A 25574-nucleotide genomic window follows, 5' to 3' on the forward strand; every position below is an offset into this window, starting at 1 on the left:
TCCCCGGGACGGTTCACTGCTGCCTGTCGTATGGCAAAGGACCCATTACTATGACGATTTACGCAAAATCATTTATCGCGCTTGACGGCAATCAGCGCCTCACGGGCGCGGTCACTGCACAGCTTCACCCTTACGACCGCTACTCCTGCCATCTCTGCGGCAGTTCCCTGGTATTCCACCCGGAATGGGCCACCAATCGCCCGTGGTTTGAGCACACATGGGAAGACCTGACCGAGAACGGACGTCACCATTGCCCGTACGTACGCCCTGAGCCGAAGGAAGTCAGGCGCATACGCATGCTACGCCGTTACGTCCCGGATGTCCTCCCGGTAGTGCGGAAGGCCGACTGGCACTGTTCTGGTTGCGACAGCGATTACCATGGTGAACGTTACTGCCAAAGATGTCGGACCGGTGACCACAGTACTGAGCGTTGCGCAGAATAAGGCTGCGATAACTGCTACTTGCCACCCAGACACCATCACAGGATTTACACAATGCAATTTCGCACCATTCGTACCGCCCTTAACCACGAGGGCGAAGTCACTTACACCCGGGACCTGACTCCGCGTTCACGGGGGATCTGGTTCTGCCGTTCATGCAGTAATCCCCTGCGTCTGCACTGGACGCATGACAGTGGCGGTTATTTCGAACATGACCTGGAAGATGCTGACGAATGCAGGTTAACCCATTGCGAATACCAGATCATTGCCCGGGATAAACCGGTATCGGCCTTTGACCAGGCCGTGGATGCACTGATGGAACGTGATGATTCAGTCTCCAATGAGCCTTCAAAAAAAGATTACTTCTGTGTGCTCTGTCAGCGGGAATATTATGGTTTTCGATGTTGTTCTGCGTGCAGGCAGCATATCTACAGCACGGAAGTGAAAGATATCGATACTCTCACTGTACCGGCGGTGTTCGCAAAATAAACGTTGAAGACCGCAGGCCGCCCCAAATATTGGGTAGAATCATCTACGAGTGTGAAGTCAGTCCAATTTGCTAAAGTTAATGTCCATTCAAATTCATTAGCAACATAAGATGGATGTCACTTAAACCCCACATTCAACAATTTCTTTCTGCGGGACAACAATCCATAACTAACTCACATTTGTCAGATAGTACAAATGAGTAAACGGCCGAATTCGCAGCAAATGCGATTAGTTCTTGTATCGCTCGCTGTTGGCACAACGTTAAACTTCAGTGAGCGTCCCTGACCTGCCCCCAAGATTAGATACAACCTTCAGTTAGTGATGTCGGTTGGTTTTTCTTTATATTTTCTGTTTCGCCAGTCCGTTGCGAATTCAGCTGGTGTCTGGTAATTTAGCGATGAATGTGGACGGCACTCGTTATAATCCTGCCGCCAGTCGTTAATGATTTTCTTGGCGTGAACGATATCGCTGAACCAGTGCTTGTTCAGGCATTCATCTCTGAATCGGCCGTTAAAGCTCTCAATAAATCCGTTCTGTGTCGGCTTGCCCGGCTGGATAAGCCGTAGTTCCACACCATGCTCAAAAGCCCATTGTTCGAGCGCGCGGCAGGTAAATTCCGGGCCCTGATCGGTTCTTATCGTAGTCGGATAACCGCGAAACAACGCGATACTGTCCAGAATACGCGTGACCTGAACGCCAGAAATACCGAAAGCAGCGGTGATCGTCAGACACTCCTTCGTGGAATCTTCCACACAGGTCAGGCACTTGAGCCTGCAACCGTTGGCCAGTGCGTCCATAACGAAATCCATCGACCATGTCAGGTTCGGTGCATCCGGACGTAGAAGCGGAAACCCTTCGGTCGCCAGCCCTTTACGGCGTCGTCTGCGTTTTACGCTCAGTCCATTAAGGTGGTAAATGCGGTATACCCGCTTGTGATTGACGTGAAGGCCCTCCCGACGCAGTAGCTGCCAGATGCGCCGGTAACCAAAACGTCTGCGTTCAAGCGCCAGTTCAGTGATACGCCCTGATAAATGTGCATCAGCAGATGGACGCTGAGCGTCATAACGGCAGGTCGACAGGGACAAATCTGTAAGTCTGCAGGCACGACGTTGCGACAGACCGGTCGCATCACACATAAACTCAACGGCTTCCCGCTTCTGGCCTGTCGTCAGTACTTTCGCCCCAGAGCCACCTGAATTGCCTCCTTATCCAGCATGGCTTCGGCAAGTAGCTTCTTGAGGCGGGCGTTCTCCTCTTCAAGAGATTTAAGCCGCTTCACCTCAGGAACTTCCATGCCACCAAACTTCTTGCGCCAGGTGTAGAAAGTGGCATCGGAAATGGCGTGCTTACGGCAGAGCTCACGGGCAGAAACTCCGCCTTCCGCTTCGCGAAGAATACTGATGATCTGTTCGTCGGAAAAACGCTTCTTCATGGGGATGTCCTCATGTGGCTTATGAAGACATTACTAACATCGGGGTGTGTTAATCAACTGGGGGCAGGTCAAGGTCATGCGTGACGCGCTGGAGAAGCAGGCAGAGTCACGCTTTCAGAATTAGCACGCACTGCTGGCCGAAGAGCCTCAGGATCGTCGAGGCGAAAACATGGAAAATGATGCATTTACTTCTAATAACAATAGGTTATAAGCTCTGCATGTTTGCAAGCATGCATGACTATTTCCCGATAATGTATCAGCCCGGCATCAGAACATAAACCGAATTTGTGCATAAAGTTAGTTTTGATATTATATATTTGCTTTATGGATATGTTAAGGAGTTGCGATATATGAGGAACAGAATAACCTGAGGTATAAAGTGATAATATCCGGCGTTCTTTAATGGTTAACTGTCTTTTTTTGTTGCGCGCACCAAACATAATATGAACGTTATTCATAAAATTACTAACAGTCTCTGTTAATTGGTGAATGTCAGTATCTATATCTTCGTAATATATTTTTCCAGAGTTAAGCATTGCCGCAAGAAAATGGATTGTCTGTTTTCTTGCTATCACCAACGTAGGGTGAGCTTGACTTTTTTGAATACTAATAAAGTCCTGTAACGTAATCCATGGTTCTTCAAAAGCTATAATAATTAACTTTTCATCATTACAGGGTGCTGATGATGAGTTGTTTATAATTTGTGTTAATGCACGGTATACATAAGTGGTTTTAGTATGGATGCTAATATTATTCACACCAACTCCTGATTGTACTAATGGCAATTTTTTGTCATATCATATGACCAGAGTGGTAATATAAAGAGGGTCATGGAAATATGATGGGGATCAGGTGGTTACGAAAAAAGCAACCACCTTGTTTATCTATAATATATGAGCTAGTTTAAGCTAATAATTAGAAGAGATATTTAAATCCTATCATGGCCTGGGTATCACTGTAACCTTTATCGCCAATCTGCTGTGCCACGTTCCCCCACAGATTGATATTTGGATTAATCTGCCCCTCGACTCCTGCTTTTAACTCTCCAATATTTCGCGTACCCGCAATCTTAACGCGGACGCCGTCCATACGTGTGCCGAAAGTCTTTGTATTGTGGATCCAGTTAGTTTCCACAAAAGGTTCAAAGACACGATTTTTCCCTTCATCGATTAAACTGTGACCTTTAATGTATGCTCTCATACCAAGGCGGGACTGTATATTTCCATCACCTTCTGCATTCACCCGAGTTCCGTTAGATTCACGATGTTCATCACTTTTTACACCCATCCATGTCAGTTGCGCCACAGACTGAACATAGTAGCTTTCGCGGGTATTCTTCTCGCCAGTTTTCCAGGTATAGCCCGCTTCGACAGATGCTGTGAACCCGTCAGATTTATAGCGTTCCGCTGCGAGTTTCTCTCCACTTACGGAGTTATTGAACCAATTGTAGAGCAACCAAGTATCAACATATCCTCCTGTTTTCTCGACATTATCCTGGAGCCAAGTCCCGTACACTCCGGCACTGTAGCCATTAACACTGCCATCAGCCTTGTAACCACTTTGATTACTCCGGGTATTACTTTTTTGGTTGGCATACCCCCCCATGATGCCAAGATGGAAGCGATTTGCAGCATTACTACTCCATTGGGCAACGTCACCACCCATTTGCATAACATACCTGTTAGCCTGCGTCTTTAACTGTCCTGAACTGTCCTTAAACCGGGTGTGTCCACCAATATTCCGTAACCACATACTTGTTACTTTCTCTTCGCCTGTCAGTGCATCAACATAATGGGTCTCACCCAGTCGATCATGTAATCTGTGCAAAAATAGTGTATTGGCGGCCAAAAGATTTGATGCATACTCACTACCTTCCGGACGAATAACAGGTTCCTGTCCCGGTTCTGGCATCGGCTCTGGTTCTGGTTTCGGTTCAGGCTCTGTAACAGGTTTAGTGTTAACAAGATACCAGTTACTGTAGTCAGCTTCTTTCCCACGACTCAAGTAATACTCATATGCTCCACCCACAATACGGCCTTTCTTCACGAACTCGCCGCTGGACTGTCCCCCAACAGTGATGAGTTCGATTCCCCGGGTGGTATACCCCCCTTTTCCGCCAATGTTATTCACATGAACATAAGTAGTGCCGGATGTGTCACCGCTGACTATCATTCTGTCTGTCGGCGAACTGTCATCGCCTAGTACCGAATTGAAATAGATATGACCTTGATCACCCGTATAGTCACCAGCGACAAGAAGCTCGTTGCCAACCTGGTCTTTAGAAATATAACCGCTTCTTCCAAGTATAATACTTCCCTCATTTATCAACTTTCTGTCTATAAAGAGCTGAGCAGGCGTATCCTTGTCGGAAAGATAGCTGCTAACCCTGAGGGTTCCTCCATTTCTGACTTCAGTATCCCCCAGATATCCTTCAGCAGATACTGTTCCAGTATTATGTATGGAGATATGCCCTCCCAGAGCGACGGAAGAGTCCAGTCCTCCTCCGGTGACAGAGAACGAACCGTTATAATTTGTGCTGTCACCACTAAGGTATAATGTTGAGGCGCCTTTTTTTTCTGCCTGCCCTTTTCCTTCAAAAATCCCGGCATAGAGACTATCGAAAGCCTGATCGATAACGAGACTGGCTTCTGTTATGTCGACAACTCCACCTTTACCTGACAGATGCGCCATCGTTAAATCATGATTATTAAGATTAAGTTTCCCCGAATTTACCGTATAGGAGGTATGATTAACGAATGCATCATGATCGTCTGAACGTAGCTCTCCGCCTTCAATCCGGGTTCCACCGGAATAGCTGTTTTTACCAGATAAAGCCACCAGACCATCACCTGACTTAACGATACCCCCCTTACCGGATAATGAGCCCTTAAGATACATTTCTTTTGTTTCACCTGCTTCGAGTGCAGACTCAGAAAGAACATTCATGTTTACTTTTGTACTTAACCGGTTATCGCAATATTTGCAGTCATTAACACGGAGAGTCCCGCCATTGAGATTGAAAGCGTAATAACCGTCGCCTGCTTTAATTGCATCTTCTTCAGGAGACAAGTTACTGTTAGCTATAGTCATGAAACCGTTTTTATTGAGATTAACTATTGCAGAAGCGCCCTCGCTGCTGGCCATGAATAGTCCAGAAACCAGATTTTCGAAACCATCGTTATCAGTGTTGGCTTTACCTTCAAATATAACGTCGGCGTCATCCTCTATATTAAGTACAGCAGAGCCTGCACCTTTCATGCTAATTTTAACGTCAATAGCCTGGAAAGTGTCCATGATATCGGATGCCAGTGACATCAAACTCCGGACGATAAGCTTACTGCCTGCGCCAGAGACATTGATTTCAGCAGACGGCGGCTGAAGATTTAAAGCATCCTTGTGATCGATTATCGTCGATGCGCTTATTGTTCCAGCAGAAACTTCACCTCCATTAGAAATATTTAGCACACCTCTACCTATATAGCCAAGATACATGGCACCATTTTCCACAAAGTCTCCTAAATATGGAGCATTGTTTATTACATTTAGTTCACTCCCTGAACCAGAAACGTTTATTACACCAGTGTTACTGTTATTTCCCGCTCCGACAAACACCTTATTTTCGGAGAAAATCACAGGTTTCCCCACGTTCAGAACAGCACCATCCATAACATTTAGAACACCATTCACCTGACTGTCTCTTTTGTTATTCCAGTCACGTATGTCACTGGTGCCTACATGTAAATCAAGGGAGATTAAGGAGCCAATATTTGGGCCTATTAAGTTTAAAACCCCTATTGTGTCATTAACGGAATTATTACCTTCTGAAACAGTACCTACTTTAAAGGTATTATCGCTGTTAAGATTGTTTGCATTTTCGGCTATGGTTAATACACCCTTACCACCATCAACCCCAACACTGAAGGGATGGTTATAACTTGAAGTTCCTTTTAATGTAAGCTCGCCACTTTCTCCATCACCACCACCTATGATGTACCCTTTGTTTTTCCAGTCCCATGTACCGTCTTCAGTAACATCAGATGAATTAAAATACAAAGGAGCGGAACTGACTGACCAGCTCATAAAAAATAATGCAAATATTCCTGTAATGACTCTCATTTTTTCACGCTCTGTATTAATGATCTTAAAACTATTAATAGCTAGATTTAAAATTACAGCCACAATGGCAATTCCAGATAAAAGCCAATAACTCGGTAACTCGCTTTCACTAGAAGAATCTGAATTAACATTACCAATTATGCTTCATTGATTAAAATCAACAATATTAATTTTTTCTATGAGTTTTATTTAGGAACTTCATGAGTATTCATTGTGTTAATAAAATACATGTTTTTAATTGATTATCATTTACATGCATACTCCTGCAAATTTTTAACTCATTGATTTTTAAGGTATTGATTTTGTGGAAACGGCATGATGTTTCAACTAATATTACATTAACGAGCAAGGTGTATAAAAATGACTGAAAAATTGGTTGCGGATATAAAAAATGAGATTATTCTGATTGAAAAATCGGTGTGCTTTTATCCAGATCAAAACTTATTGAAATCTTTACATGGGGAAGATAGCGTAAAACTTCTCAGCACTGCATCTGAATGCCTTTTAATATTAATCCAAAGTCAAGGGGATATTGTTCCTAAGCACGAATTTATCGAAAAAGTATGGGGCCGAAAAGGTGTTATTGCAACTGAACATACGTTTTATCAGACGATACTTACAGTTCGAAAAGGATTTTCGCATCTGGGCCTAGAAAACATTATAAAAACGAGATACCGTCGTGGTCTCTTAATCGAGAGTTCAGTTAGCATCATTAAGAGGGAGATGGTTGTTTCGGGAGTGCTTTCTCACTACGAATCAAATAATAATACAAATTATTTTCATGAAAGGGTTCAGACTCAAGAGAAAAAATACAAAAAAAACCGATGGAGTTTATGGTTGTCTGTAGCGCTATGGATTTTTGTTGGCGTTGTTTTGGGCGGACTTACTGCGTCAGCAATTAAAATTCCATCAAGTGGATATTTCGATCGTTATCATCAGTTAACGTATATGAAAAGCGCATGTCCAATTCTGGCTGAAGACTATAAATATGATCCTGATCAAATTCAATCTTTCTTCAGGCAAAATAAAATAGAGTGCACACGTGATGAGAAGATATACTTTTCTGGGCGCAACTCAATCGGCTTACATTCTCTCATCAAGTGCGATAATAAATTTCAGGAGGGTAAAGAGTGTTTAACCGATTTTTATCTGAGCGCCGTTCAGGAAAAATAATTATCTTCTTAATTTTCCTAACTGCTTTTACTACTGGCTTCGTGACCGTAATCCATTTAAAAAAAATCAAATATGCCAGATATGATGGAGTGCTCTGTTATGCAGCAATGAATATTCACCGTAAGAGCATGTTACTCTCGGTACATCTTAAATATATACTAGATGATGGCAAGGGAGTCATAATCATGAGGGGACGCCTTTCAGATAACGACACGGATATCGGCATAGTCAGTCGAGACATCGAATTTGATTACCAGCGGAAAGCTAGTTTAGTCACAGCACAGGTTAAATCCATCAGGAAAATGGCACAAGATACCGCCAACGATACTCTTCTGGCACCGTTACTTCCAGAAATTTGGTCAGATAAGGGTAATCAAGGTATTTTTTATATCTATCCCCAGTACCCTAACGGATATGTGTTTGGTCGAAATTTCTTGCCGTCTTTTTATTGCAGTAATATCAAATAATCTGGGCCAGACATAACTGCGGTAACGCCCATCAAGCATGCTGGAGCGGTTATCGCAAAGCGGATGCGCATAATATCATAACGACATCACTTTTAATCATGGGAACATAGGTCCGGCGACGGAGTTCAGGGTTCATTTCATCATCTTCCCGCTTTCGGCTCCGCACGGGCGGTCAGTCCTGTAGTGTGCGGTTTTCTTCCCAGGCGTTTTCAGGTGCGCTGCCATGTGTTCACCGATAGCTTTCAGGCTGCCACCTTCTCGCACAGCGGTAGCGTCTCATTGTGCAATTCCGTCGCGATTTAATCAATATTTGAGCTAAAACCGAAACTCATTTGTGTGGTTTCGCATGTGAGGGGGACTATATTCCAGTTTACTGATTACTGCAACAGGAAGTGATGATTATTGCCTTTAGGTTAATAATGCAAGCAAGACAACAATAACTGACATTTATTGCTTCAATAGTATTTTTCTTTATTTTCTCTATTAGATCCGATTTATGGTGTAGGCGGAATGTGCGTAAAGTGGAAGATAATCAGTTACATGGAATTTTTGAGGTAATTGCCATTAGAAAATGCTGTCCGGAAAGTTCGCGGACGCCGAAACGTAGGAAGTGCCAGGCTAGAATAATTTTATTCTAAAAAACAACTTATAATCAACAACATAACTTCATTTCTGACAATAAAAATTGCCTCAGAAAATTTTTCGGAAGTCAGCTGAGTGGTCTTCAACCGCTCATTTTCTTAAAGGAATGCAGAGAGGAAGGGCAGATCAGTTCTTCTTCTGAACATGAGCCTCAATTCCGCTCATCAGATGCATATGACTTACCCGCAGACTTTAATCTCCCGGCAAGAAAATCAAAGAGGAAACGAGTGCGGCGGGCCACCGGTCCTGTTTGCGGACGATAGAGGTACAACCCCCAGGAAGCGGCCTCAATATGTCATAGAACCGGTACGAGGAGGCCTGATGATATACAGGGCGTAGCCATAAAATCAGGTAGCTGGTCCAGGCCCAGACCGCTCTTAATGGCCTCACAGTAAGTATCCAGACGTTGGTAACAAATCCAGGCGACTGAGGAAACCAGGTTCTCTGATCAAACATCCACGGCCAGTAACGGTTGGTGGTAGCATCATGAAGTGCCACTGAGGGAAAATTGAAATAAGCAAGAAAGTCGGTTCTAACCGAAACGGCCATCCGGTAATTTAACCGCATGGCTATATGGCTGCTTATTATCAGCTTGCAAATGATGCCGAAAAGGAAACTCTGCGGCGTGACCGCTAGGTGCGTGAAAAGATAATGGTTTTGTACTGTGATTATTTTTCGCCCACAGGACTAACCCTACAGATGATAAATCCTAGAAGAAGATTGGTATTAGCCAATTGAAAGGTTTCAGTGTACTTATGAAAGAAACTTTGGTGATTGAACTGAGTGGCGCATACAAAATGATTCGTTCTCATTATGACGGAATCAGCTGGTCGACCTTAAAAAAATTGAAAAGCCGCACTTTTGTTGCTGATGCTTCAGCAAGGAAAAAACTTTAAAACCATAAGTAGCGGGATTTTACATCAGCAACAAAAAAAATAGAATTTTTGTTCTGGAGCGCTTTCCTGAGTAAGCGCTCTACGGATAATTTTTCCCTTGTTCATAAAAGAACAATCCCCTCATTAACAAATATTATTAAGGGGCATGTATTAGTTTCGATTTTTCGAGTTGGCTTATATAATCCGCATACCACTGCATCATTTCCCTCCGCCCTTCCAAGTATTGAGCGTGATTATATGTTCCACGAATTGAGTTCTTATCGACATGAGCCAGCTGTAACTCAATCCAGGCCGAGTTGAATCCCTGCTCATGCAAAATGGTACTCATCGTGTGGCGGAATCCATGCCCTGTAACGCGTCCTGCATAGCCGATGCGCCTTACCAATACAGTCAATGCCATATCACTCATCGGTTTCTTAGGATTATTACGTCCTGGGAACAGCAACGTTCCTGCTTCAGTCATGGGTTTAAGCTGATTAAGCAGGTCAATTACCTGGCTTGATAACGGAACCAGATGAGGGCGACGCATTTTCATTCGCTCTGCTGGCACGTTCCAAACCTTCCGCTCAAAATCAAATTCCTGCCACTCCGCTTGCCTCAACTCCCCAGGCCTTACTCCTGTCAGAATAAGTAATTGCATCGCAATCTTAACAAGCACACTACCAGCATAGGTGTTCAGAGTCCGAAGAAACTCTGGCAATTCATCCTGGGTTAAAAAAGCATAGTGCTCTTTCTCATGAGGAGTCACGGCGCTGGCTAGATCTGGTGCTGGATTGTACTCGGCCCTGCCAGTCACAACGGCATACTTCCAGACCTCTCCACAACGCTGGCGAACCTTACGGACCTTCTCAGTTGCTCCTCGTGCTTCTATTTTTGAAAGAACAGCAAGCAGCTCCATCGGCTTGATATCTTTGATTGGCCTGTGACCGATATAAGGGAACACATCCTTTTCAAAGGTTCTCAGCATTTCTTCGCGGTAGGAGACAGACCAGCGGTCATAGCGACGCTGATACCACTCCCGTGTGATAGCCTCAAACGAGTTTTCAGCGTCTTGTTGACGACTAAGTTTCTCAATTTTTCGTTCAAGAGAGGGATCGTTACCAGCAGCTAATGTTCTTTTTGCATCCTCTCGCTTACTTCTCGCCTCAGCTAAAGAAACATCAGGATAAACGCCAATAGCGAGCAGTTTCTCTTTACCTAGCGAACGGTATTTGAGACGCCAGTATCTTTTACCGTTGGGATTAACCAGCAGGTAAAGACCACCACCGTCAGCGAGTTTGTAGGGCTTATCTTTAGGTTTTGCAGTTTCAACCTGACGCGCTGTCAGCTTCATTGGGGGTACCTCTCAGCAGGGGGGACAATTATACCCCCATCCATACCCCCACATTAAGCTTGACCCTGAGGGAGTACAATTGAGTTCAATAGACTAATAGAATGCTATAACTACTGATTTATCAAGGAAAAATTGACTTTGGTAGACTTCAGGGGAGGTGAGTTTGGAGCGGGCGAAGGGAATCGAACCCTCGTATAGAGCTTGGGAAGCTCTCGTTCTACCATTGAACTACGCCCGCTTTGAGGTGCGTAAGGCATTATAGACTTTACGCACCTTCATACAAGCCTCTTCACAACTAACCGGCGATTAAATAATCACTTAGCACTTCGGTTTGCTGCCGGGCGCAGGAAGATAGCGCTGCGGATCGATGGCCGTCGCCTTATAGCGGATCTGGAAGTGCAGCTTCACTGAATCCGTACCGGTGCTGCCCATGGTGGCAATCTTCTGCCCTGCTTTGACGTTCTGCCCGTTGTTGACCAGCATCGTGTCGTTGTGCGCATAGGCCGTGATGTAGTCTTCGCCATGCTTAATCATGATCAGGTTACCGTAGCCACGCAGCTGGTTACCGACGTAAACCACCTTCCCGGCCCCGGAGGCATAAACCGGGGTACCGCGCGCAGCGGCGATATCAATACCCTTGTTGCCACCTTCAGAGAGTGAGTAAGGGGCGACCACTTTACCGCTGGCAGGCCAAATCCAGCAGCGCTGTCCAACCGGCGGCCATGACGATTGCGGCACCTGATAGGACGGCGTCACTTTGGCGGTTTTGCCTTTCGAAGAGGACTTTTTACCCGCGGACGATCCGCCGCTAACCTTTAGCTGCTGCCCCACCTCGATGGTGTAGGGCGGAGAGAGATTATTCAGCCGCGCCAGATCCTTCACGCTTGTCCCCGTTGCGCGTGAAATCCTGTACAGGGTGTCCCCGCGTTTGACGGTGTAGACCGAACCGGAATAGCTTCCCGTATCCGAAGATTTGCTCCCTGAACAGCCCGCCAGTAATAGCGTCAGCGTCAGGCAAAAAATAGCGGTAAGGGGTTTTCTCGTCAGGCTTCCTGCAAACAAAACAGATCCTCGGTCAGCGTGAATGGCGCACTATGATAACAGCCAAAACGAACAGGGGTCATGCCCTTTTCCGCTCTACGAGCCAAACCGTTCGTATAAGAATGCAGTATAATGCTTCGGCTGATGGTGCTGAACCACTCGGCAATTTGGCACTGGAGCATCAATGAGTATTCAAGAACACGTTATTTTGGTAAACGACCAGGGAATGGTGATTGGCACTCAGGAAAAATATGCCGCGCACACGTTACATACCCCGCTGCATCTGGCGTTCTCTTCCTGGCTTTTTAACGCAAAAGGCGAATGTCTGATCACCCGACGCGCCTTAAGCAAAAAAGCCTGGCCCGGCGTCTGGACCAACTCCGTGTGCGGCCACCCGCAGTCGGGTGAAGAGACAGTCCAGGCGATAATCCGCCGCTGCCGCTTTGAAGTGGGCGCAGAACTGACCGATATCACCGCCGTCGCCCCTGAATTTCGCTATCGGGAAACCGACCCGTCCGGGATCGTGGAAAACGAAATTTGCCCGGTGTTCGCCGCCCGCATCACCAATGACGTGACGATAAACGAAGATGAAGTGATGGACTATCAGTGGGTTGAGCTGGACGCGCTATTCCGCGCGCTGGACGCGACGCCCTGGGCCTTTAGCCCGTGGATGGTCATGGAAGCGACAACCGCCCGCGAAAAACTTAAAGCCTTCGCGGCGCAATAAAAAAGCCCCTTTCGGGGCTTTTTTTACATCTAAACGCCTTATTTCACCGGGCGCATCGCCGGGAACAGGATCACGTCACGGATGGTGTGGCTGTTGGTGAACAGCATCACCATACGGTCGATACCAATCCCCAGACCTGCCGTTGGTGGCAGGCCGTGCTCCAGCGCGGTCACGTAGTCTTCGTCGAAGAACATCGCTTCGTCGTCGCCTGCCGCCTTCGCGTCAACCTGATCCTGGAAGCGCTGAGCCTGGTCTTCCGCATCGTTCAGCTCGCTAAAGCCGTTGCCGATTTCACGGCCGCCGATGAAGAATTCGAAGCGGTCAGTGATTTCAGGGTTCTGGTCATTACGACGCGCCAGCGGAGAGACTTCAGCCGGGTACTCGGTAATGAAGGTCGGCTGAATCAGGTGCGCTTCGGCCACTTCTTCGAAGATCTCGGTCACGATACGGCCCAGACCCCAGCTCTTCTCTACCTTGATACCGATGCTTTCGGCGATCGCTTTCGCAGAATCGAAGTTATCCAGATCGGCCATGTTAGTTTCCGGACGGTACTTCTTGATCGCTTCGCGCATGGTCAGTTTTTCGAACGGCTTGCCGAAGTCGAAGACTTCTTCACCGTAAGGAACCTGCGTGGTGCCCAGAATATCCTGCGCCAGCGTACGGAACAGGGATTCGGTCAGCTCGATCAGATCTTTGTAATCCGCATACGCCATATAGAGTTCCATCATGGTGAACTCTGGGTTATGACGAACGGAGATCCCTTCGTTACGGAAGTTACGGTTGATCTCGAACACGCGGTCAAAACCACCAACCACCAGACGCTTCAGGTACAGTTCCGGCGCGATACGCAGGTACATGTCCAGGTCCAGGGCGTTGTGATGGGTGATGAACGGACGCGCAGACGCGCCGCCAGGGATCACCTGCATCATCGGGGTTTCCACTTCCATAAAGTCGCGGTTCACCATGAACTGGCGGATACCGGCCATAATCTGGGAGCGAATTTTGAAGGTCTTGCGGGATTCATCGTTAGAGATGAGATCCAGGTAGCGCTGACGGTAGCGCGCTTCCTGATCCTGCAGGCCGTGGAATTTGTCCGGCAGCGGGCGCAGGGCTTTGGTCAGCAGACGCAGCTCGGTGCAGTGGATAGACAGTTCACCGGTTTTGGTTTTGAACAGTTTACCTTTTGCGCCCAGGATATCGCCCAGGTCCCACTTCTTGAACTGCTCGTTGTAGATGCCTTCCGGCAGATCGTCACGGGAAACGTACAGCTGAATACGGCCGCCAACGTCCTGCAGGGTCACGAAGGAGGCTTTACCCATGATACGACGGGTCATCATGCGGCCCGCAACGGCCACTTCAACGTTCAGCGCTTCCAGCTCTTCGTTCTCTTTCGCGTCGAAGTCAGCGTGCAGTTGGTCTGAGGTGTGGTCACGACGAAAATCGTTCGGGAACGGCACGCCCTGCTCGCGCAGCGCTGCCAGCTTCTCGCGGCGGGTTTTCAGTTCGTTGTTAAGATCGACTACCGCGTCAGCGCCCTGTGCTTGTTGTTCAGACATGTTGGTTCCTCATAACCCTGCTTTCAAACTTGCTTCGATAAATTGGTCCAGGCTGCCGTCCAGCACCGCCTGCGTGTTACGGGTTTCAACCCCGGTACGCAGGTCTTTGATGCGGGAGTCATCAAGGACGTAAGAACGGATCTGGCTGCCCCAGCCGATGTCAGACTTGTTGTCTTCCATCGCCTGTTTCTCAGCATTTTTCTTCTGCATCTCCAGCTCATAAAGCTTCGCTTTCATCTGCTTCATGGCCTGGTCTTTGTTCTTATGCTGGGAACGGTCGTTCTGGCATTGCGTTACCAGCCCGGTTGGAATGTGGGTAATACGCACCGCCGATTCCGTACGGTTAACGTGCTGGCCGCCCGCGCCGGATGCGCGATAAACGTCGATACGCAGGTCCGCCGGGTTGATTTCGATATCGATATCTTCATCAACTTCCGGGTAAACAAACGCGGAGCTGAAGGAGGTATGACGACGGCCGCCGGAGTCGAACGGGCTCTTACGCACCAGGCGGTGAACGCCGGTTTCAGTGCGCAGCCAGCCGTAGGCGTAATCACCGATGATCTTGATGGTGACGGATTTAATACCGGCCACTTCACCTTCAGACTCTTCGATAATTTCAGTTTTAAAGCCGCGCGCTTCGGCCCAGCGCAGATACATACGCATCAGCATGCTGGCCCAGTCCTGCGCTTCGGTACCGCCAGAACCTGCCTGAATATCGAGATAGCAGTCAGCGCTGTCGTATTCGCCGGAGAACATGCGACGGAATTCAAGCTGCGCCAGCTTCTCTTCCAGCACGTCGAGTTCTGCTACGGCTTCGTTAAAGGTTTCTTCGTCGTCGGCTTCGACGGCCAGCTCCAGCAAACCGGAAACATCTTCCAGCCCCTGGGCCATTTGATCCAGCGTATCTACGATAGCTTCGAGAGAGGAACGCTCTTTACCCAGCGCCTGTGCGCGTTCAGGTTCGTTCCAGACGTCCGGCTGTTCCAGCTCGGCGTTTACTTCTTCAAGACGCTCTTTCTTGGCATCGTAGTCAAAGATACCCCCTAAGAACGTCAGAGCGCTCCGTGAGGTCCTGAATACGGTTTTTTACCGGATTAATTTCAAACATGGTCTGTTTTCTTTTATGGACTTGTCAAAATGCGGTGATAAGAGCGGGATTGTACCGAATCCACGCCCTTTTTTATAGAGATTACTGCCGCTAAATTGGCCAGATATTGTCGATGATGATCTGAAGGGTGCGGTTACCGCGAAACTCGTTGATGTCCAGTTTGTACGCCAGCTCGACCTCGCGCACGCCGTTGTCCGGCCACACCGTCGTGTCAACGTTAAAGGCAATGCCGTCCAGCAGCGGGCCGCCGCCGACCGGTTCCACCATCACCTTCAGATGACGCTCGCCGACGATGCGCTGCTGCAGCAGGCGGAAACGGCCGTCGAACAGCGGCTCCGGGAACATCTGCCCCCATGGACCGGCATCGCGGAGCATTTGCGCCACGTCCATCGTCATCTCAAGCGGTGAAAGCTCGCCATCGGACACCACTTCACCCTGCAGCAGGGCCGGGTCAATCCAGTCGGTAACCAGCTCGCCGAAGAGGCGCTGAAACTCGTCGAATTTCGCCTCTTCCAGCGACAGGCCTGCCGCCATCGCATGGCCGCCGAACTTGATCATCAGGCCCGGATACAGCGTATCGAGACGCTCCAGCGCGTCGCGCATGTGCAGACCCTGAATCGAGCGGCCAGAGCCTTTCAGCGTGCCGTCGCCCGCGGGGGCGAAGGCGATCACCGGGCGGTGGAAGCGCTCTTTGATGCGCGACGCCAGAATGCCGACCACGCCCTGATGCCACTCGGGATGGTACATCGCCAGGCCGCCCGGCAGCGTATCGCCGCTGCGCTCCAGTTTTTCAAACAGGGTCAGCGCTTCGGCCTGCATCCCCTGCTCAATCTCTTTACGTGTCTGGTTCAGGGCGTCCAGCTCGTTGGCCAGCACGCGCGCTTCACCGATGTTGTCACACAGCAGCAGCGCGACGCCAACGGACATATCGTCCAGTCTTCCGGCCGCGTTCAGGCGCGGCCCAAGGGCAAAGCCCAAATCGCTTGCCGCCAGCTTGAGCGGGTCGCGGTTGGCGATTTCCAGCAGCGCCTTGATCCCCGGGCGGCACTTGCCTGCCCGAATACGGCTTAAGCCCTGCCAGGTCAAAATACGGTTATTGGTATCGAGCGGGACCACGTCAGCGACGGTACCCAGTGCAACCAGATCGAGATATTCGGCCAGGTTCGGTACGGCAATACCGCGGGATTCGAACCAGCCCTTGTCGCGTAACAGGGTACGCAGCGCCAGCATCAGATAAAACGCCACGCCTACGCCCGCAAGGGATTTCGACGGAAAATCACAGTCGCGCAGGTTGGGGTTAATAATCGCCTCGGCGGCAGGGAGCGTTTCACCGGGGAGATGGTGATCGGTAACCAGCACCGGGATCCCCAGCGAGTGGGCATGATCAACCCCCGCATGGGAAGAGATCCCGTTATCGACGGTCATGATCATCTGAGCACCGCGGGCGTGGGCCTGATCGACCACTTCCGGGCTGAGTCCGTAGCCGTCTTCAAAACGGTTCGGCACCAGATACGTGACGTTATCGCAGCCCAGCGCGCGCAGGCTGAGCACGCTCAGCGCGGTGCTGGTTGCGCCGTCGGCGTCGAAATCCCCTACTACCACAATACGCGTGTTCTCACGCAGCGCGTTATAGAGCATTTCAGTGGCTTTTTCGATGCCGTTCAGCTGCTGCCAGGGCAGCATCCCTTTCACGCTGCGTTCAAGATCTTCAGCGCGACGCACGCCGCGGCTGGCGTAGAGGCGCTTCAGCAGCGGCGGGAGATCGTCCGGTAAATCAACCGGTTCAACCGCCTCGCGGCGGCGCAATTTTATCGGGGCTTTCACGCGGATTATTTACCACTAACCTGTTTCTGGTGCGCGTCGAGGAACTCTTTCATCTCTTTTGGTCCCTGATAACCCGGAACGACATACCCGTTGCTCAGGACAATCGCTGGCGTACCGCTCACGCCAAACTGCACGCCCAGCGCGTAGTGGTTAGCAATGTCGATATCGCAGGAGGCTGGCTTAACCTCTTTTCCGCTCATCGCATCATCAAAGGCTTTGTTGCGGTCTTTCGCACACCAGATGGCCTTCATGTCCTGCTCTGGCTGGCTCTGTACGCCCGCGCGCGGGAAGGCGAGATAGCGCACGGTAATACCCAGCGCATTGTAATCTTTCATCTCTTCATGCAGCTTGTGGCAGTAGCCGCAGGTGATGTCGGTGAAGACGGTAATGACGTGTTTTTCCTGCGCCGCCTTATAGACGATCATCTCTTTTTCGAGCGCGTTCAGGTTTTTCATCAGCAGTTGGTTGGTCACGTTGACCGGCTGCGCGCCGCTCACGTCGTACATTGGCCCCTGAATAATGTGTTTGCCGTCTTCGGTGACGTACAGCACGCCGCTGTTGGTCAGTACCGTTTTCATCCCAGCGACCGGTGCTGGCTGAATATCGCTGCCGGTGACGCCAAGCTTAGCGAGCGACTGTTTGATAGCGGCGTCGTCAGCATGGGCGAAACCGGTAAAGGAGGCTGCCAGCAGGGTGAACAGCGCGAAACTCTTTTTCATAGTTGATCCTGTTACAATTCGTCGGCACTCACGCACGAGGGTGGTGCTGTTGGTGTAGCTGCCGCAGGCGTTCCGTCGCGACATGGGTGTAAATTTGCGTCGTGGAAAGATCGCTATGTCCCAGCAGCATCTGCACCACGCGTAAATCCGCGCCGTGGTTGAGCAGATGCGTCGCGAAGGCATGACGCAATACGTGCGGCGAAAGCTTTTCACTGTCGATACCGGCCAGTGTGGCGTAATGCTTGATGCGATGCCAGAACGTTTGCCGCGTCATCTGCTGTGCGCGCTGGCTCGGAAACAGAACGTCGATAGATGCGCCGTTGAGCAGCCACGGGCGACCGTGCTCCAGATACGTTTCCAGCCAGTAAACCGCCTCTTCGCCCAGCGGAACCAGCCTTTCCTTGTTTCCTTTACCGATGACGCGCACCACGCCCTGACGCAGGCTGATGTCGCTCATCGTCAGGCCAACCAGTTCCGAAACGCGCAGGCCGGTAGCATACAATAGCTCAAGCATGGCTTTATCGCGTAACTCCAGCGGCAGGTCAACTGCCGGTGACTGTAATAATCTCTCAACTTGTGCTTCGCTGAGATCTTTCGGCAGCCGCTGCGGAAGTTTTGGGGATGCCAGCAGCGCGCTGGGATCGTCTTCGCGGATCTTCTCACGGTAGAGATGCTGGAACAGCCGACGCATGGCGCTGAGCAAGCGCGCAGAACTGGTCGCTTTGTAGCCCCCTTCTACACGTTCACCGAGCAGCGCCTGCAGGTCGTCGCTTTGCGCGCTCGCCAGCGAGAGCTGCCGACGGGCCAGCCACTCCACCAGCATGGTAAGATCGCGCCGATAGGCGCTGAGCGTATTCTCGGCCAGATTTTTTTCCAGCCACAGCGCGTCGAGAAACTGTTCAACGAGTGCGAGATCCTTTTCCACATCAGCCCCTTTGATTCTGCAGTCAGGTCATTATGCCTGATTGTGACCTGTTTCTGGTACACTACGCGCAAAGTCAACGCAAGAATTGAGATAGTTACGCGATGAATATTGGTCTGTTCTATGGTTCCAGCACCTGCTACACCGAAATGGCGGCAGAGAAAATTCGCGACATCATTGGCCCGGAACTGGTGACGTTGCATAACCTGAAAGATGACGCGGTCGCGCTGATGGAACAGTACGATGTGCTGATCCTCGGCATCCCAACCTGGGACTTTGGTGAGATACAGGAAGACTGGGAAGCCATCTGGGATCAACTCGATTCAGTCAATCTCGACGGCAAGATTGTTGCCATGTACGGGATGGGAGATCAGCTGGGTTACGGGGAGTGGTTCCTGGACGCGCTCGGCATGCTGCACGACAAGCTGGCGCCGAAAGGGGTGTCGTTCATCGGCTACTGGCCAACCGAAGGTTACGAGTTCACCAGTAAAAAGCCGATTATTGCCGACGGCGAGCTGTTTGTTGGGCTCGCGCTGGATGAAACCAACCAGTACGATCTTAGCGATGAACGCCTGCAAAACTGGTGCGAGCAGATTCTGGGCGAAATGGCAGAAAAGTTTAGCTAACGCCTATTACCCCTGCGTCGTCTGTTGCAACAGCATCCGGCGCAGGTCTCGCCACTCGGCAGCATCCATACTGTCAGCCGCCAGCCAAAGATGCTGGCAACGCCCGCCGTCCACCTTGCGTAACCGTAACATCATGCCGCAGTTGAGCATCCAGGGCATACCGAGAATATCCCACTCTTTTCCCTGCCAGCGCAGGCGGGAATCCATCAGTAGCTTGATCTCTCCCTGACGGGCATTAATGCGACGCTGGCTGCGTACGCTGTCAAACACGACAAACGAGAGTAACAGCAGCCACAGCGGCGTATAGCTCAGCGGCCACGGCATCAGTAACACAAAGGCCGCAACCAGGCCGTGGAGCAACAAAGACATCCACTGCGAGCGCCACGAGACGCGAAGATCAGATTGCCACAGGACCACGTTCCCGATTCCGTGTTTGAATTAATTGCACCATCCGTTGCAACTCGGTGTCGGCGGGTTTGCCGTGGTTCATCAGCCAGTTGAATAAATCTGGATCGTCAGACTCAAGCAGGCGAACAAACAGACGCTTATCATCGTCGCTTAAGGTGTCATACTCATATTCGAAGAAAGGCATGATGGAAATATCAAGTTCACGCATGCCGCGACGGCACGCCCAGTGAATACGGGCCTTGTTGTTAATATCCATGTTCAGTTTCCTGCATTACGTTTGGCACAGTCGGTACCCCATTCAGTATTCTTTATTTCTCTACGGGGACACCAGCTAGTGTAACGTGTTTTTGAGCGTTTCATTACTGGAATATTGCGATCGACGAGCAGGCTTCCAGAATAATCCCTACAAAGACAGCGGATTACATTATTTTGCGTGGTATTACGCACAACCGGTTTATGGCACAAATGGCCTGTTGAAAGCGCTTGCATTGCCTGCAGGCTCTTTTACCATTAGGCATTATCAAAGCGTTAAGCAATTCAGGATATCGTTATGGCCTTTACACCATTTTCTCCTCGCCAGCCCGCCGCCTCTGCGCGTCTGCCGCTGACGCTTATTTCTCTTGATGACTGGGCGCTGGCGACGCTCACCGGTGCCGACGCCGAAAAATATCTGCAGGGCCAGGTGACCGCCGACGTCAGTCAGATGACCGAACACCAGCACCTGCTGGCCGCCCATTGCGACCCAAAAGGCAAAATGTGGAGCAACCTGCGTCTGTTCCGCCGTCAGGACGGTTTTGCCTTTATTGAGCGCCGCAGCCTGCGTGACGCCCAGCTCAAAGAGCTGAAAAAATACGCGGTCTTCTCCAAAGTCACTATCGCCCCGGACGACGAACATGTCCTGCTGGGTGTGGCCGGCTTCCAGGCGCGTGCGGCGCTGAAAAATCTGTTCAGCGAACTGCCGGATGCCGAAAAGCAGCTCGTCAGCGAAGGTGCCACCTCTATCCTGTGGTTTGAACACCCGGCAGAGCGTTTTCTGTTAGTCACCGATGCTGAAACCGCCGAGCGCGTCACCGAGGCGCTGCGGGGCGAAGCGCAGCTTAACAACAGTCAGCAGTGGCTGGCGCTGAACATCGAAGCGGGTCTGCCGATCATTGACGCCGCAAACAGCGCGCAGTTTATTCCTCAGGCAACGAACCTGCAGGCGCTGGGCGGCATCAGCTTTAAAAAAGGCTGCTACACCGGCCAGGAGATGGTCGCACGTGCGAAATTCCGCGGGGCAAACAAACGCGCGCTGTGGACGCTGGCGGGCCATGCCAGCCGCGTACCTGAAGCAGGGGAAGATTTAGAGCTGAAGATGGGTGAAAACTGGCGCCGTACCGGCACCGTATTAGCCGCCGTACAGCTGGATGATGGACGTCTTCTGGTGCAGGCCGTTATGAACAACGACATGGAAGCGGACAGCGTGTTCCGCGTGCGCGACGATGTGAACACACTGAGCATCGAGCCTCTGCCCTATTCACTGGAAGAGTGATGCTGTATCGCCCGGTGGCACTGCGCTTACCGGGCCTACTTATCCCGTAGGTCGGGTAAGGCGAAGCCGCCACCCGACAAAAAACTACGCCTGCCCCACATACAAATAAATCGCTAAAAAGTGGCACACGCTGCCGCCCAGCACAAAGCCGTGCCAGATGGCATGGTTGTACGGAATACGCTTGCAGACGTAGAAAATGACGCCGAGCGAATACACCACGCCGCCTAAGGCCAGAAGCGTGACGCCCCCTATCGACAGTTTGATTGCCAGCTGGTACACCACGATCAGCGACAGCCAGCCCATGGTCAGATAGGTGACCAGCGACAGCACCTTAAACCGGTGCGCGATGGTGAGCTTAAACAGGATCCCGAGCAGCGCCAGGCTCCAGATAACAATCATCAGGCCGCGCGACAGCGGTGAGTTGAGCCCCACCAGCAGAAACGGCGTGTAGGTGCCTGCAATAAGAAGGTAGATAGCGCAGTGGTCAAACTTCTTGAGCCACATCTTGGCCCGCTGATGCGGGATCGCGTGATACAGCGTCGAGGCCAGAAACAGCAGGATCATGCTCCCGCCATACAGGCTGTAGCTGGTAATAGCCATCGCGCTGGCATTTGCATCGACCGCCTGCACCAGCAATAACACTAAACCGACAATCCCAAACACCAGGCCAATGCCGTGGCTGATGCTGTTGGCTATTTCCTCAGCCAGCGAATATCCCTGTGCGATTAATGGTCTACTCACCATACAAAACTCCGGGAAAACAAAAGATGATTATTCATCGCATCACTATGCTAACTGAGAATGATTCCAGTGAACACCTGTTAGCTAAAATAATTTCACTTCAGTGATTTACACCTAAAAATCATAGGCATAAATGAATTTTTCACCTAACATTTGTTCACATTAAAATTTAACCATTAAGAATCAAGAGCATAAAAATGGATCCTGCCGTCTGGCCGCATGTTATGATGGATACATGAGGTCTGAATAAGAGTTATACCATTGTGAGTATGTTTACCCACTCCGCCATTGCCAGTCTCAATAACCTGGAGATGATGGTCTACAACTATGTCATTAAAAACCGTGACAAAGTCATGTACATGACCATCCGCGAGCTGGCGGATGCAGCGGGTGTCTCGACGACCACTATCCTGCGCTTTTGCCGCAAGCTTAACTGCGAAGGCTACTCGGAGTTTCGCGTACGCTTTAAGCTTTATCTTGAACAGAACGAGCCCCAGCAGGCGAATTTCGGCGCCAGCGAAATTATCAGCTTCTTTAAAAGCGTAAATAATGAAGAGTTCGACGCGTTATTAGATAGTGCGGTCGATATTATTTTATCGTCGGAACGCATTATATTTGTCGGCGCAGGAACGTCAGGCTCGCTGGCAAAATATGGCGCACGTTTCTTTTCTAATATCGGAAAATTCAGTAACCATATTGATGACCCTTATTTCCCGGTCACCAATGACATGGCGAAAAATGCGCTGGCGATTGTGCTCTCCGTCTCGGGTGAGACCGAGGAGATCCTGCGCTTCGCCAGCCAGTTTAGCCTGCATCACTGCAAGGTGCTTTCCATTACCAGCCACGAGCACTCGCGTCTCGCAAAACTGGCCGACTTTAATCTCTCCTGGCACGTTCCCCAGACGCGTATTGCAGGTGTCTACGATATCACCACGCAAATTCCCGTCATCTATATTCTGGAATCTCTCGGCCGTAAGCTGGCGAAGAAACTTGCAGAATAAAACATCCTGTTTTTTTGATGTAACAAATCACATTATGCCCAATTTGTTATATCGTGACATTTAATTTCGCTTTGCTAGACTCGATGCCAATAAGCCATTTATTGAGAATAGCAGCGATGAAAAAATTGACCTTACCAAAAGATTTTTTATGGGGTGGCGCGGTTGCCGCTCACCAGGTTGAAGGCGGCTGGAACAAAGGCGGCAAAGGGCCAAGCATTTGCGACGTATTAACCGGCGGCGCACACGGCGTACCGCGCGAAATCACGCAGGACGTGGTGCCGGGGAAATATTATCCCAATCATGAGGCGATTGATTTCCACGGCCATTACAAAGAAGACATCAAGCTGTTTGCCGAGATGGGCTTCAAGTGTTTCCGCACCTCGATTGCCTGGACGCGTATCTTCCCGAACGGTGACGAAACGCAGCCAAACGAAGAAGGGCTGAAGTTTTACGACGACATGTTCGATGAGCTGCTGAAATACAACATCGAACCGGTGATCACCCTCTCCCATTTCGAAATGCCGCTGCACCTGGTGAAGGAGTACGGTAGCTGGACCAACCGTAAAGTGGTCGATTTCTTTGTACGCTTCGCGGAAGTGGTCTTTGAGCGCTACAAAAACAAGGTCAAATACTGGATGACCTTCAACGAAATCAACAACCAGCGTAACTGGCGCGCGCCGCTCTTCGGCTACTGCTGCTCGGGCGTGGTCTACACCGAACATGAAAATCCGGAAGAGACCATGTATCAGGTCCTGCACCACCAGTTTGTGGCCAGCGCCCTGGCGGTGAAAGCCGCGCGCCACATCAACCCGGAGATGAAAGTCGGCTGCATGCTGGCGATGGTGGCGCTCTATCCGTTCTCCTGCAAACCGGAAGACGTGATGTTCGCCCAGGAATCAATGCGCGAGCGCTACGTCTTTACCGACGTCCAGCTGCGCGGCTACTACCCGTCCTACGTGCTGAACGAATGGGAGCGCCGCGGCTTCTCCATTAAAATGGAAGCGGATGACGAGCAGATCCTGCGTGAAGGCACCTGCGACTACCTGGGCTTCAGCTACTACATGACCAACGCAGTGAAGGCGGAAGGCGGTACCGGCGATGCCATTTCCGGTTTCGAAGGCAGCGTACCGAACCCACACGTGAAGGCCTCCGACTGGGGCTGGCAGATTGACCCGGTAGGCCTGCGTTATTCCCTGTGCGAACTGTACGAGCGTTACCAGAAACCGCTGTTTATCGTGGAAAACGGCTTCGGCGCCTACGACAAGGTAGAAGAAGACGGCAGCATCAACGATGACTATCGCATCGACTACCTGCGCGCCCACGTGGAAGAGATGATCAAAGCCGTTACCCACGATGGCGTGGATCTGATGGGCTATACGCCATGGGGCTGTATCGACTGCGTGTCGTTTACCACCGGCCAGTACAGCAAGCGCTACGGCTTTATCTACGTGAACAAGCACGACGACGGCACGGGCGACATGTCGCGTTCCCGTAAGAAGAGCTTCGAGTGGTATAAAGGCGTGATTGCCAGCAACGGCGAGAAACTTTAACGCCGTAACGCCGGGCGGCGCTACGCTTGCACCGGCCTACGATTGATCCCCTCTCCCCTTTGGGGAGAGGGTTAGGGTGAGGGGTTTACTTCCCACCCGCCAGCTCTATAAAACTCCCCGTTACGTACGACGCCTTTTCGCTCAGCAGCCAGACAATCGCCTGGGCGACCTCTTCCGGCTGGCCGCCGCGCTGCATCGGCAGTAACGATTTTACGCGATCCACTCGCCCCGGCTCTCCGCCGGAAGCATGGATATCGGTATAGATCAGACCCGGACGGACGCAGTTAACGCGAATGCCCTGCGCCGCGACCTCAAGCGATAAACCCGTTGTCAGCGAATCCACCGCCCCCTTGGACGCGGCGTAATCCACATATTCACCCGGCGCGCCCAGACGGGACGCCGCGGAAGAGACATTTACTATCGCCCCGCCCTTGCCGCCATGTTTGAAGGACATGCGTTTTACCGCTTCCCGGCAGCAGAGGAAGTAGCCCGTGACGTTGGTCGCCAGGACACGGTTAATGCGCTCGGCGGAGAGATTCTCGATGGTGGATTGCTCAAACAGAATCCCCGCATTATTGACCAGCGCGGTCAGCGGCTCGCCTTCGCGATCGAGGCTGTTAAACATCGCCAGCACCTGAGCTTCATCGCTGATGTCTGCACGTACGGCAAAGGCTTGACCACCCGCATCCACAATCTGCCTGATGACGTCCTGCGCGGCGTTAATGTTGTGATGATAGTTCACCGCCACGGTGTAGCCTTCGCGAGCCAGCTGCAGCGCGGTGGCTTTCCCGATGCCGCGGCTGGCGCCGGTGACCAGTGCAATTGCCATTAT

At 50.6% G+C, this 25574-nt stretch carries 24 protein-coding genes and 1 tRNA gene; 10 read left to right on the forward strand and 15 right to left on the reverse strand.

What is annotated here, in order from left to right; genetic code table 11:
• Positions 1 to 50 precede the first annotated feature (50 nt).
• Both BMW97_RS10940 and BMW97_RS10945 read left to right on the forward strand, forming a co-directional pair.
• The gene (locus tag BMW97_RS10940) at positions 51 to 443 is read left to right on the forward strand and encodes a putative zinc ribbon protein (RefSeq protein ID WP_090392743.1); all 393 of its coding nucleotides are present in this window, start codon (positions 51 to 53) and stop codon (positions 441 to 443) included.
• A 51-nt stretch (positions 444 to 494) separates the two neighbouring features.
• Complete coding sequence (locus tag BMW97_RS10945) at positions 495 to 929, forward strand: putative zinc ribbon protein (protein WP_090392745.1); 435 nt, start codon at positions 495 to 497, stop codon at positions 927 to 929.
• Positions 930 to 1240: 311 nt separating this feature from the next.
• On the opposite strand, the gene BMW97_RS10950 is transcribed toward BMW97_RS10945, so the two are convergent.
• The 3 genes from BMW97_RS10950 to BMW97_RS10960 all read right to left on the reverse strand — a co-directional run bounded on the left by BMW97_RS10950 (position 1241) and on the right by BMW97_RS10960 (position 6540).
• A protein-coding gene (locus BMW97_RS10950) for an IS3 family transposase (protein WP_090392746.1) occupies positions 1241 to 2361 on the reverse strand; the annotation gives its coding sequence in 2 pieces (ribosomal slippage) (positions 1241 to 2103 and positions 2103 to 2361; 1122 coding nt in all).
• Between the two features lie 191 nt (positions 2362 to 2552).
• A complete protein-coding gene (locus BMW97_RS10955) occupies positions 2553 to 3119 on the reverse strand; it encodes a LuxR C-terminal-related transcriptional regulator (RefSeq protein WP_090392749.1) in 567 nt (188 codons plus the stop codon).
• 157 nt (positions 3120 to 3276) lie between these two features.
• Complete coding sequence (locus BMW97_RS10960) at positions 3277 to 6540, reverse strand: autotransporter outer membrane beta-barrel domain-containing protein (protein WP_254783047.1); 3264 nt, start codon at positions 6538 to 6540, stop codon at positions 3277 to 3279.
• A gap of 297 nt (positions 6541 to 6837) precedes the next feature.
• Between BMW97_RS10960 and BMW97_RS10965 the strand changes: the two genes are divergently transcribed.
• From BMW97_RS10965 to BMW97_RS24095, 3 genes are all read left to right on the forward strand, one after another.
• The gene (locus tag BMW97_RS10965; RefSeq protein ID WP_090392751.1) at positions 6838 to 7650 is read left to right on the forward strand and encodes a winged helix-turn-helix domain-containing protein; all 813 of its coding nucleotides are present in this window, start codon (positions 6838 to 6840) and stop codon (positions 7648 to 7650) included.
• Positions 7608 to 8117: a hypothetical protein gene (locus tag BMW97_RS10970; protein ID WP_139177199.1), complete on the forward strand. Its 510-nt coding sequence runs from the start codon at positions 7608 to 7610 to the stop codon at positions 8115 to 8117. The genes BMW97_RS10965 and BMW97_RS10970 overlap by 43 nt, the downstream gene beginning before the upstream one ends.
• Before the next feature lie 1397 nt (positions 8118 to 9514).
• Positions 9515 to 9655, forward strand: coding sequence for a hypothetical protein (locus BMW97_RS24095; protein WP_175481438.1), 141 nt, complete (start codon positions 9515 to 9517; stop codon positions 9653 to 9655).
• Between the two features lie 136 nt (positions 9656 to 9791).
• Here BMW97_RS24095 and BMW97_RS10975 read toward each other — a convergent pair whose 3' ends face one another.
• From BMW97_RS10975 to actS, 3 genes are all read right to left on the reverse strand, one after another.
• A complete protein-coding gene (locus tag BMW97_RS10975; RefSeq protein ID WP_090392755.1) occupies positions 9792 to 10988 on the reverse strand; it encodes a tyrosine-type recombinase/integrase in 1197 nt (398 codons plus the stop codon).
• 164 nt (positions 10989 to 11152) lie between these two features.
• Positions 11153 to 11226, reverse strand: a tRNA-Gly gene (locus BMW97_RS10980).
• An 80-nt stretch (positions 11227 to 11306) separates the two neighbouring features.
• Positions 11307 to 12050, reverse strand: coding sequence for an amidase activator ActS (gene actS, locus BMW97_RS10985; protein WP_045335243.1), 744 nt, complete (start codon positions 12048 to 12050; stop codon positions 11307 to 11309).
• 163 nt (positions 12051 to 12213) lie between these two features.
• Between actS and idi the strand changes: the two genes are divergently transcribed.
• Entirely contained in the window at positions 12214 to 12756 is a 543-nt protein-coding gene (gene idi, locus BMW97_RS10990) for an isopentenyl-diphosphate Delta-isomerase (protein WP_039265495.1), read from the forward strand.
• Between the two features lie 38 nt (positions 12757 to 12794).
• Here idi and lysS read toward each other — a convergent pair whose 3' ends face one another.
• The 5 genes from lysS to xerD all read right to left on the reverse strand — a co-directional run bounded on the left by lysS (position 12795) and on the right by xerD (position 18888).
• Positions 12795 to 14312 carry a lysine--tRNA ligase gene (gene lysS, locus BMW97_RS10995; RefSeq protein ID WP_021242046.1) on the reverse strand — a complete coding sequence of 506 codons (1518 nt, stop codon included), beginning with the start codon at positions 14310 to 14312 and terminating at the stop codon, positions 12795 to 12797.
• Between the two features lie 9 nt (positions 14313 to 14321).
• Positions 14322 to 15420, reverse strand: a protein-coding gene (gene prfB / locus BMW97_RS11000; RefSeq protein WP_095908218.1) for a peptide chain release factor 2 whose coding sequence is annotated in 2 segments (ribosomal slippage) — positions 14322 to 15344 and positions 15346 to 15420 — 1098 coding nt in all. Because the reading frame shifts where the segments join, the coding sequence is not laid out codon by codon here.
• A gap of 90 nt (positions 15421 to 15510) precedes the next feature.
• Positions 15511 to 17244 carry a single-stranded-DNA-specific exonuclease RecJ gene (gene recJ, locus BMW97_RS11005; protein WP_090392757.1) on the reverse strand — a complete coding sequence of 578 codons (1734 nt, stop codon included), beginning with the start codon at positions 17242 to 17244 and terminating at the stop codon, positions 15511 to 15513.
• Between the two features lie 5 nt (positions 17245 to 17249).
• Complete coding sequence (dsbC, locus tag BMW97_RS11010) at positions 17250 to 17963, reverse strand: bifunctional protein-disulfide isomerase/oxidoreductase DsbC (protein WP_023333302.1); 714 nt, start codon at positions 17961 to 17963, stop codon at positions 17250 to 17252.
• 28 nt (positions 17964 to 17991) lie between these two features.
• Positions 17992 to 18888, reverse strand: coding sequence for a site-specific tyrosine recombinase XerD (gene xerD, locus BMW97_RS11015; RefSeq protein ID WP_008499709.1), 897 nt, complete (start codon positions 18886 to 18888; stop codon positions 17992 to 17994).
• Positions 18889 to 18989: 101 nt separating this feature from the next.
• Here xerD and fldB point away from each other — a divergent pair, with 101 nt between their 5' ends.
• The gene (gene fldB, locus BMW97_RS11020; RefSeq protein WP_045909912.1) at positions 18990 to 19511 is read left to right on the forward strand and encodes a flavodoxin FldB; all 522 of its coding nucleotides are present in this window, start codon (positions 18990 to 18992) and stop codon (positions 19509 to 19511) included.
• 6 nt (positions 19512 to 19517) lie between these two features.
• On the opposite strand, the gene BMW97_RS11025 is transcribed toward fldB, so the two are convergent.
• A complete protein-coding gene (locus tag BMW97_RS11025) occupies positions 19518 to 19928 on the reverse strand; it encodes a protein YgfX (protein ID WP_021242050.1) in 411 nt (136 codons plus the stop codon).
• Positions 19909 to 20175: an FAD assembly factor SdhE gene (gene sdhE, locus BMW97_RS11030; protein WP_006178375.1), complete on the reverse strand. Its 267-nt coding sequence runs from the start codon at positions 20173 to 20175 to the stop codon at positions 19909 to 19911. The genes BMW97_RS11025 and sdhE overlap by 20 nt, the downstream gene beginning before the upstream one ends.
• 294 nt (positions 20176 to 20469) lie before the next feature.
• Here sdhE and ygfZ point away from each other — a divergent pair, with 294 nt between their 5' ends.
• Positions 20470 to 21450, forward strand: a complete 981-nt coding sequence (gene ygfZ / locus BMW97_RS11035; RefSeq protein WP_045909913.1) for a tRNA-modifying protein YgfZ — start codon at positions 20470 to 20472, stop codon at positions 21448 to 21450.
• 84 nt (positions 21451 to 21534) lie between these two features.
• Here the strand turns inward: ygfZ and BMW97_RS11040 are convergent, their stop codons facing one another.
• A complete protein-coding gene (locus tag BMW97_RS11040) occupies positions 21535 to 22194 on the reverse strand; it encodes a PAQR family membrane homeostasis protein TrhA (RefSeq protein WP_045335239.1) in 660 nt (219 codons plus the stop codon).
• A gap of 266 nt (positions 22195 to 22460) precedes the next feature.
• Between BMW97_RS11040 and BMW97_RS11045 the strand changes: the two genes are divergently transcribed.
• Positions 22461 to 23192, forward strand: coding sequence for a MurR/RpiR family transcriptional regulator (locus BMW97_RS11045; protein WP_021242053.1), 732 nt, complete (start codon positions 22461 to 22463; stop codon positions 23190 to 23192).
• A gap of 116 nt (positions 23193 to 23308) precedes the next feature.
• A complete protein-coding gene (locus BMW97_RS11050; protein WP_045909914.1) occupies positions 23309 to 24742 on the forward strand; it encodes a 6-phospho-beta-glucosidase in 1434 nt (477 codons plus the stop codon).
• Positions 24743 to 24827: 85 nt separating this feature from the next.
• Here the strand turns inward: BMW97_RS11050 and BMW97_RS11055 are convergent, their stop codons facing one another.
• Entirely contained in the window at positions 24828 to 25571 is a 744-nt protein-coding gene (locus tag BMW97_RS11055; RefSeq protein WP_045909915.1) for an SDR family oxidoreductase, read from the reverse strand.
• Positions 25572 to 25574: the final 3 nt, after the last annotated feature.

Origin of the sequence: Enterobacter sp. NFIX58, assembly GCF_900110475.1 — a bacterium.
In the GTDB taxonomy this organism is placed as follows: Bacteria; Pseudomonadota; Gammaproteobacteria; order Enterobacterales; family Enterobacteriaceae; genus Enterobacter; species Enterobacter quasiroggenkampii.

Bases quoted from the DNA above. Each gene is read 5' to 3' on its own strand.
- BMW97_RS10940 (WP_090392743.1), top strand. From the start codon at position 51: ATGACGATTTACGCAAAATCATTTATCGCGCTTGACGGCAATCAGCGC.
- BMW97_RS10945 (WP_090392745.1), top strand. From the start codon at position 495: ATGCAATTTCGCACCATTCGTACCGCCCTTAACCACGAGGGCGAAGTC.
- BMW97_RS10965 (WP_090392751.1), top strand. From the start codon at position 6,838: ATGACTGAAAAATTGGTTGCGGATATAAAAAATGAGATTATTCTGATT.
- BMW97_RS24095 (WP_175481438.1), top strand. From the start codon at position 9,515: ATGAAAGAAACTTTGGTGATTGAACTGAGTGGCGCATACAAAATGATT.
- BMW97_RS10975 (WP_090392755.1), bottom strand. From the start codon at position 10,988: ATGAAGCTGACAGCGCGTCAGGTTGAAACTGCAAAACCTAAAGATAAG.
- idi (WP_039265495.1), top strand. From the start codon at position 12,214: ATGAGTATTCAAGAACACGTTATTTTGGTAAACGACCAGGGAATGGTG.
- lysS (WP_021242046.1), bottom strand. From the start codon at position 14,312: ATGTCTGAACAACAAGCACAGGGCGCTGACGCGGTAGTCGATCTTAAC.
- dsbC (WP_023333302.1), bottom strand. From the start codon at position 17,963: ATGAAAAAGAGTTTCGCGCTGTTCACCCTGCTGGCAGCCTCCTTTACC.
- fldB (WP_045909912.1), top strand. From the start codon at position 18,990: ATGAATATTGGTCTGTTCTATGGTTCCAGCACCTGCTACACCGAAATG.
- sdhE (WP_006178375.1), bottom strand. From the start codon at position 20,175: ATGGATATTAACAACAAGGCCCGTATTCACTGGGCGTGCCGTCGCGGC.
- ygfZ (WP_045909913.1), top strand. From the start codon at position 20,470: ATGGCCTTTACACCATTTTCTCCTCGCCAGCCCGCCGCCTCTGCGCGT.
- BMW97_RS11040 (WP_045335239.1), bottom strand. From the start codon at position 22,194: ATGGTGAGTAGACCATTAATCGCACAGGGATATTCGCTGGCTGAGGAA.
- BMW97_RS11045 (WP_021242053.1), top strand. From the start codon at position 22,461: ATGTTTACCCACTCCGCCATTGCCAGTCTCAATAACCTGGAGATGATG.
- BMW97_RS11050 (WP_045909914.1), top strand. From the start codon at position 23,309: ATGAAAAAATTGACCTTACCAAAAGATTTTTTATGGGGTGGCGCGGTT.
- BMW97_RS11055 (WP_045909915.1), bottom strand. From the start codon at position 25,571: ATGGCAATTGCACTGGTCACCGGCGCCAGCCGCGGCATCGGGAAAGCC.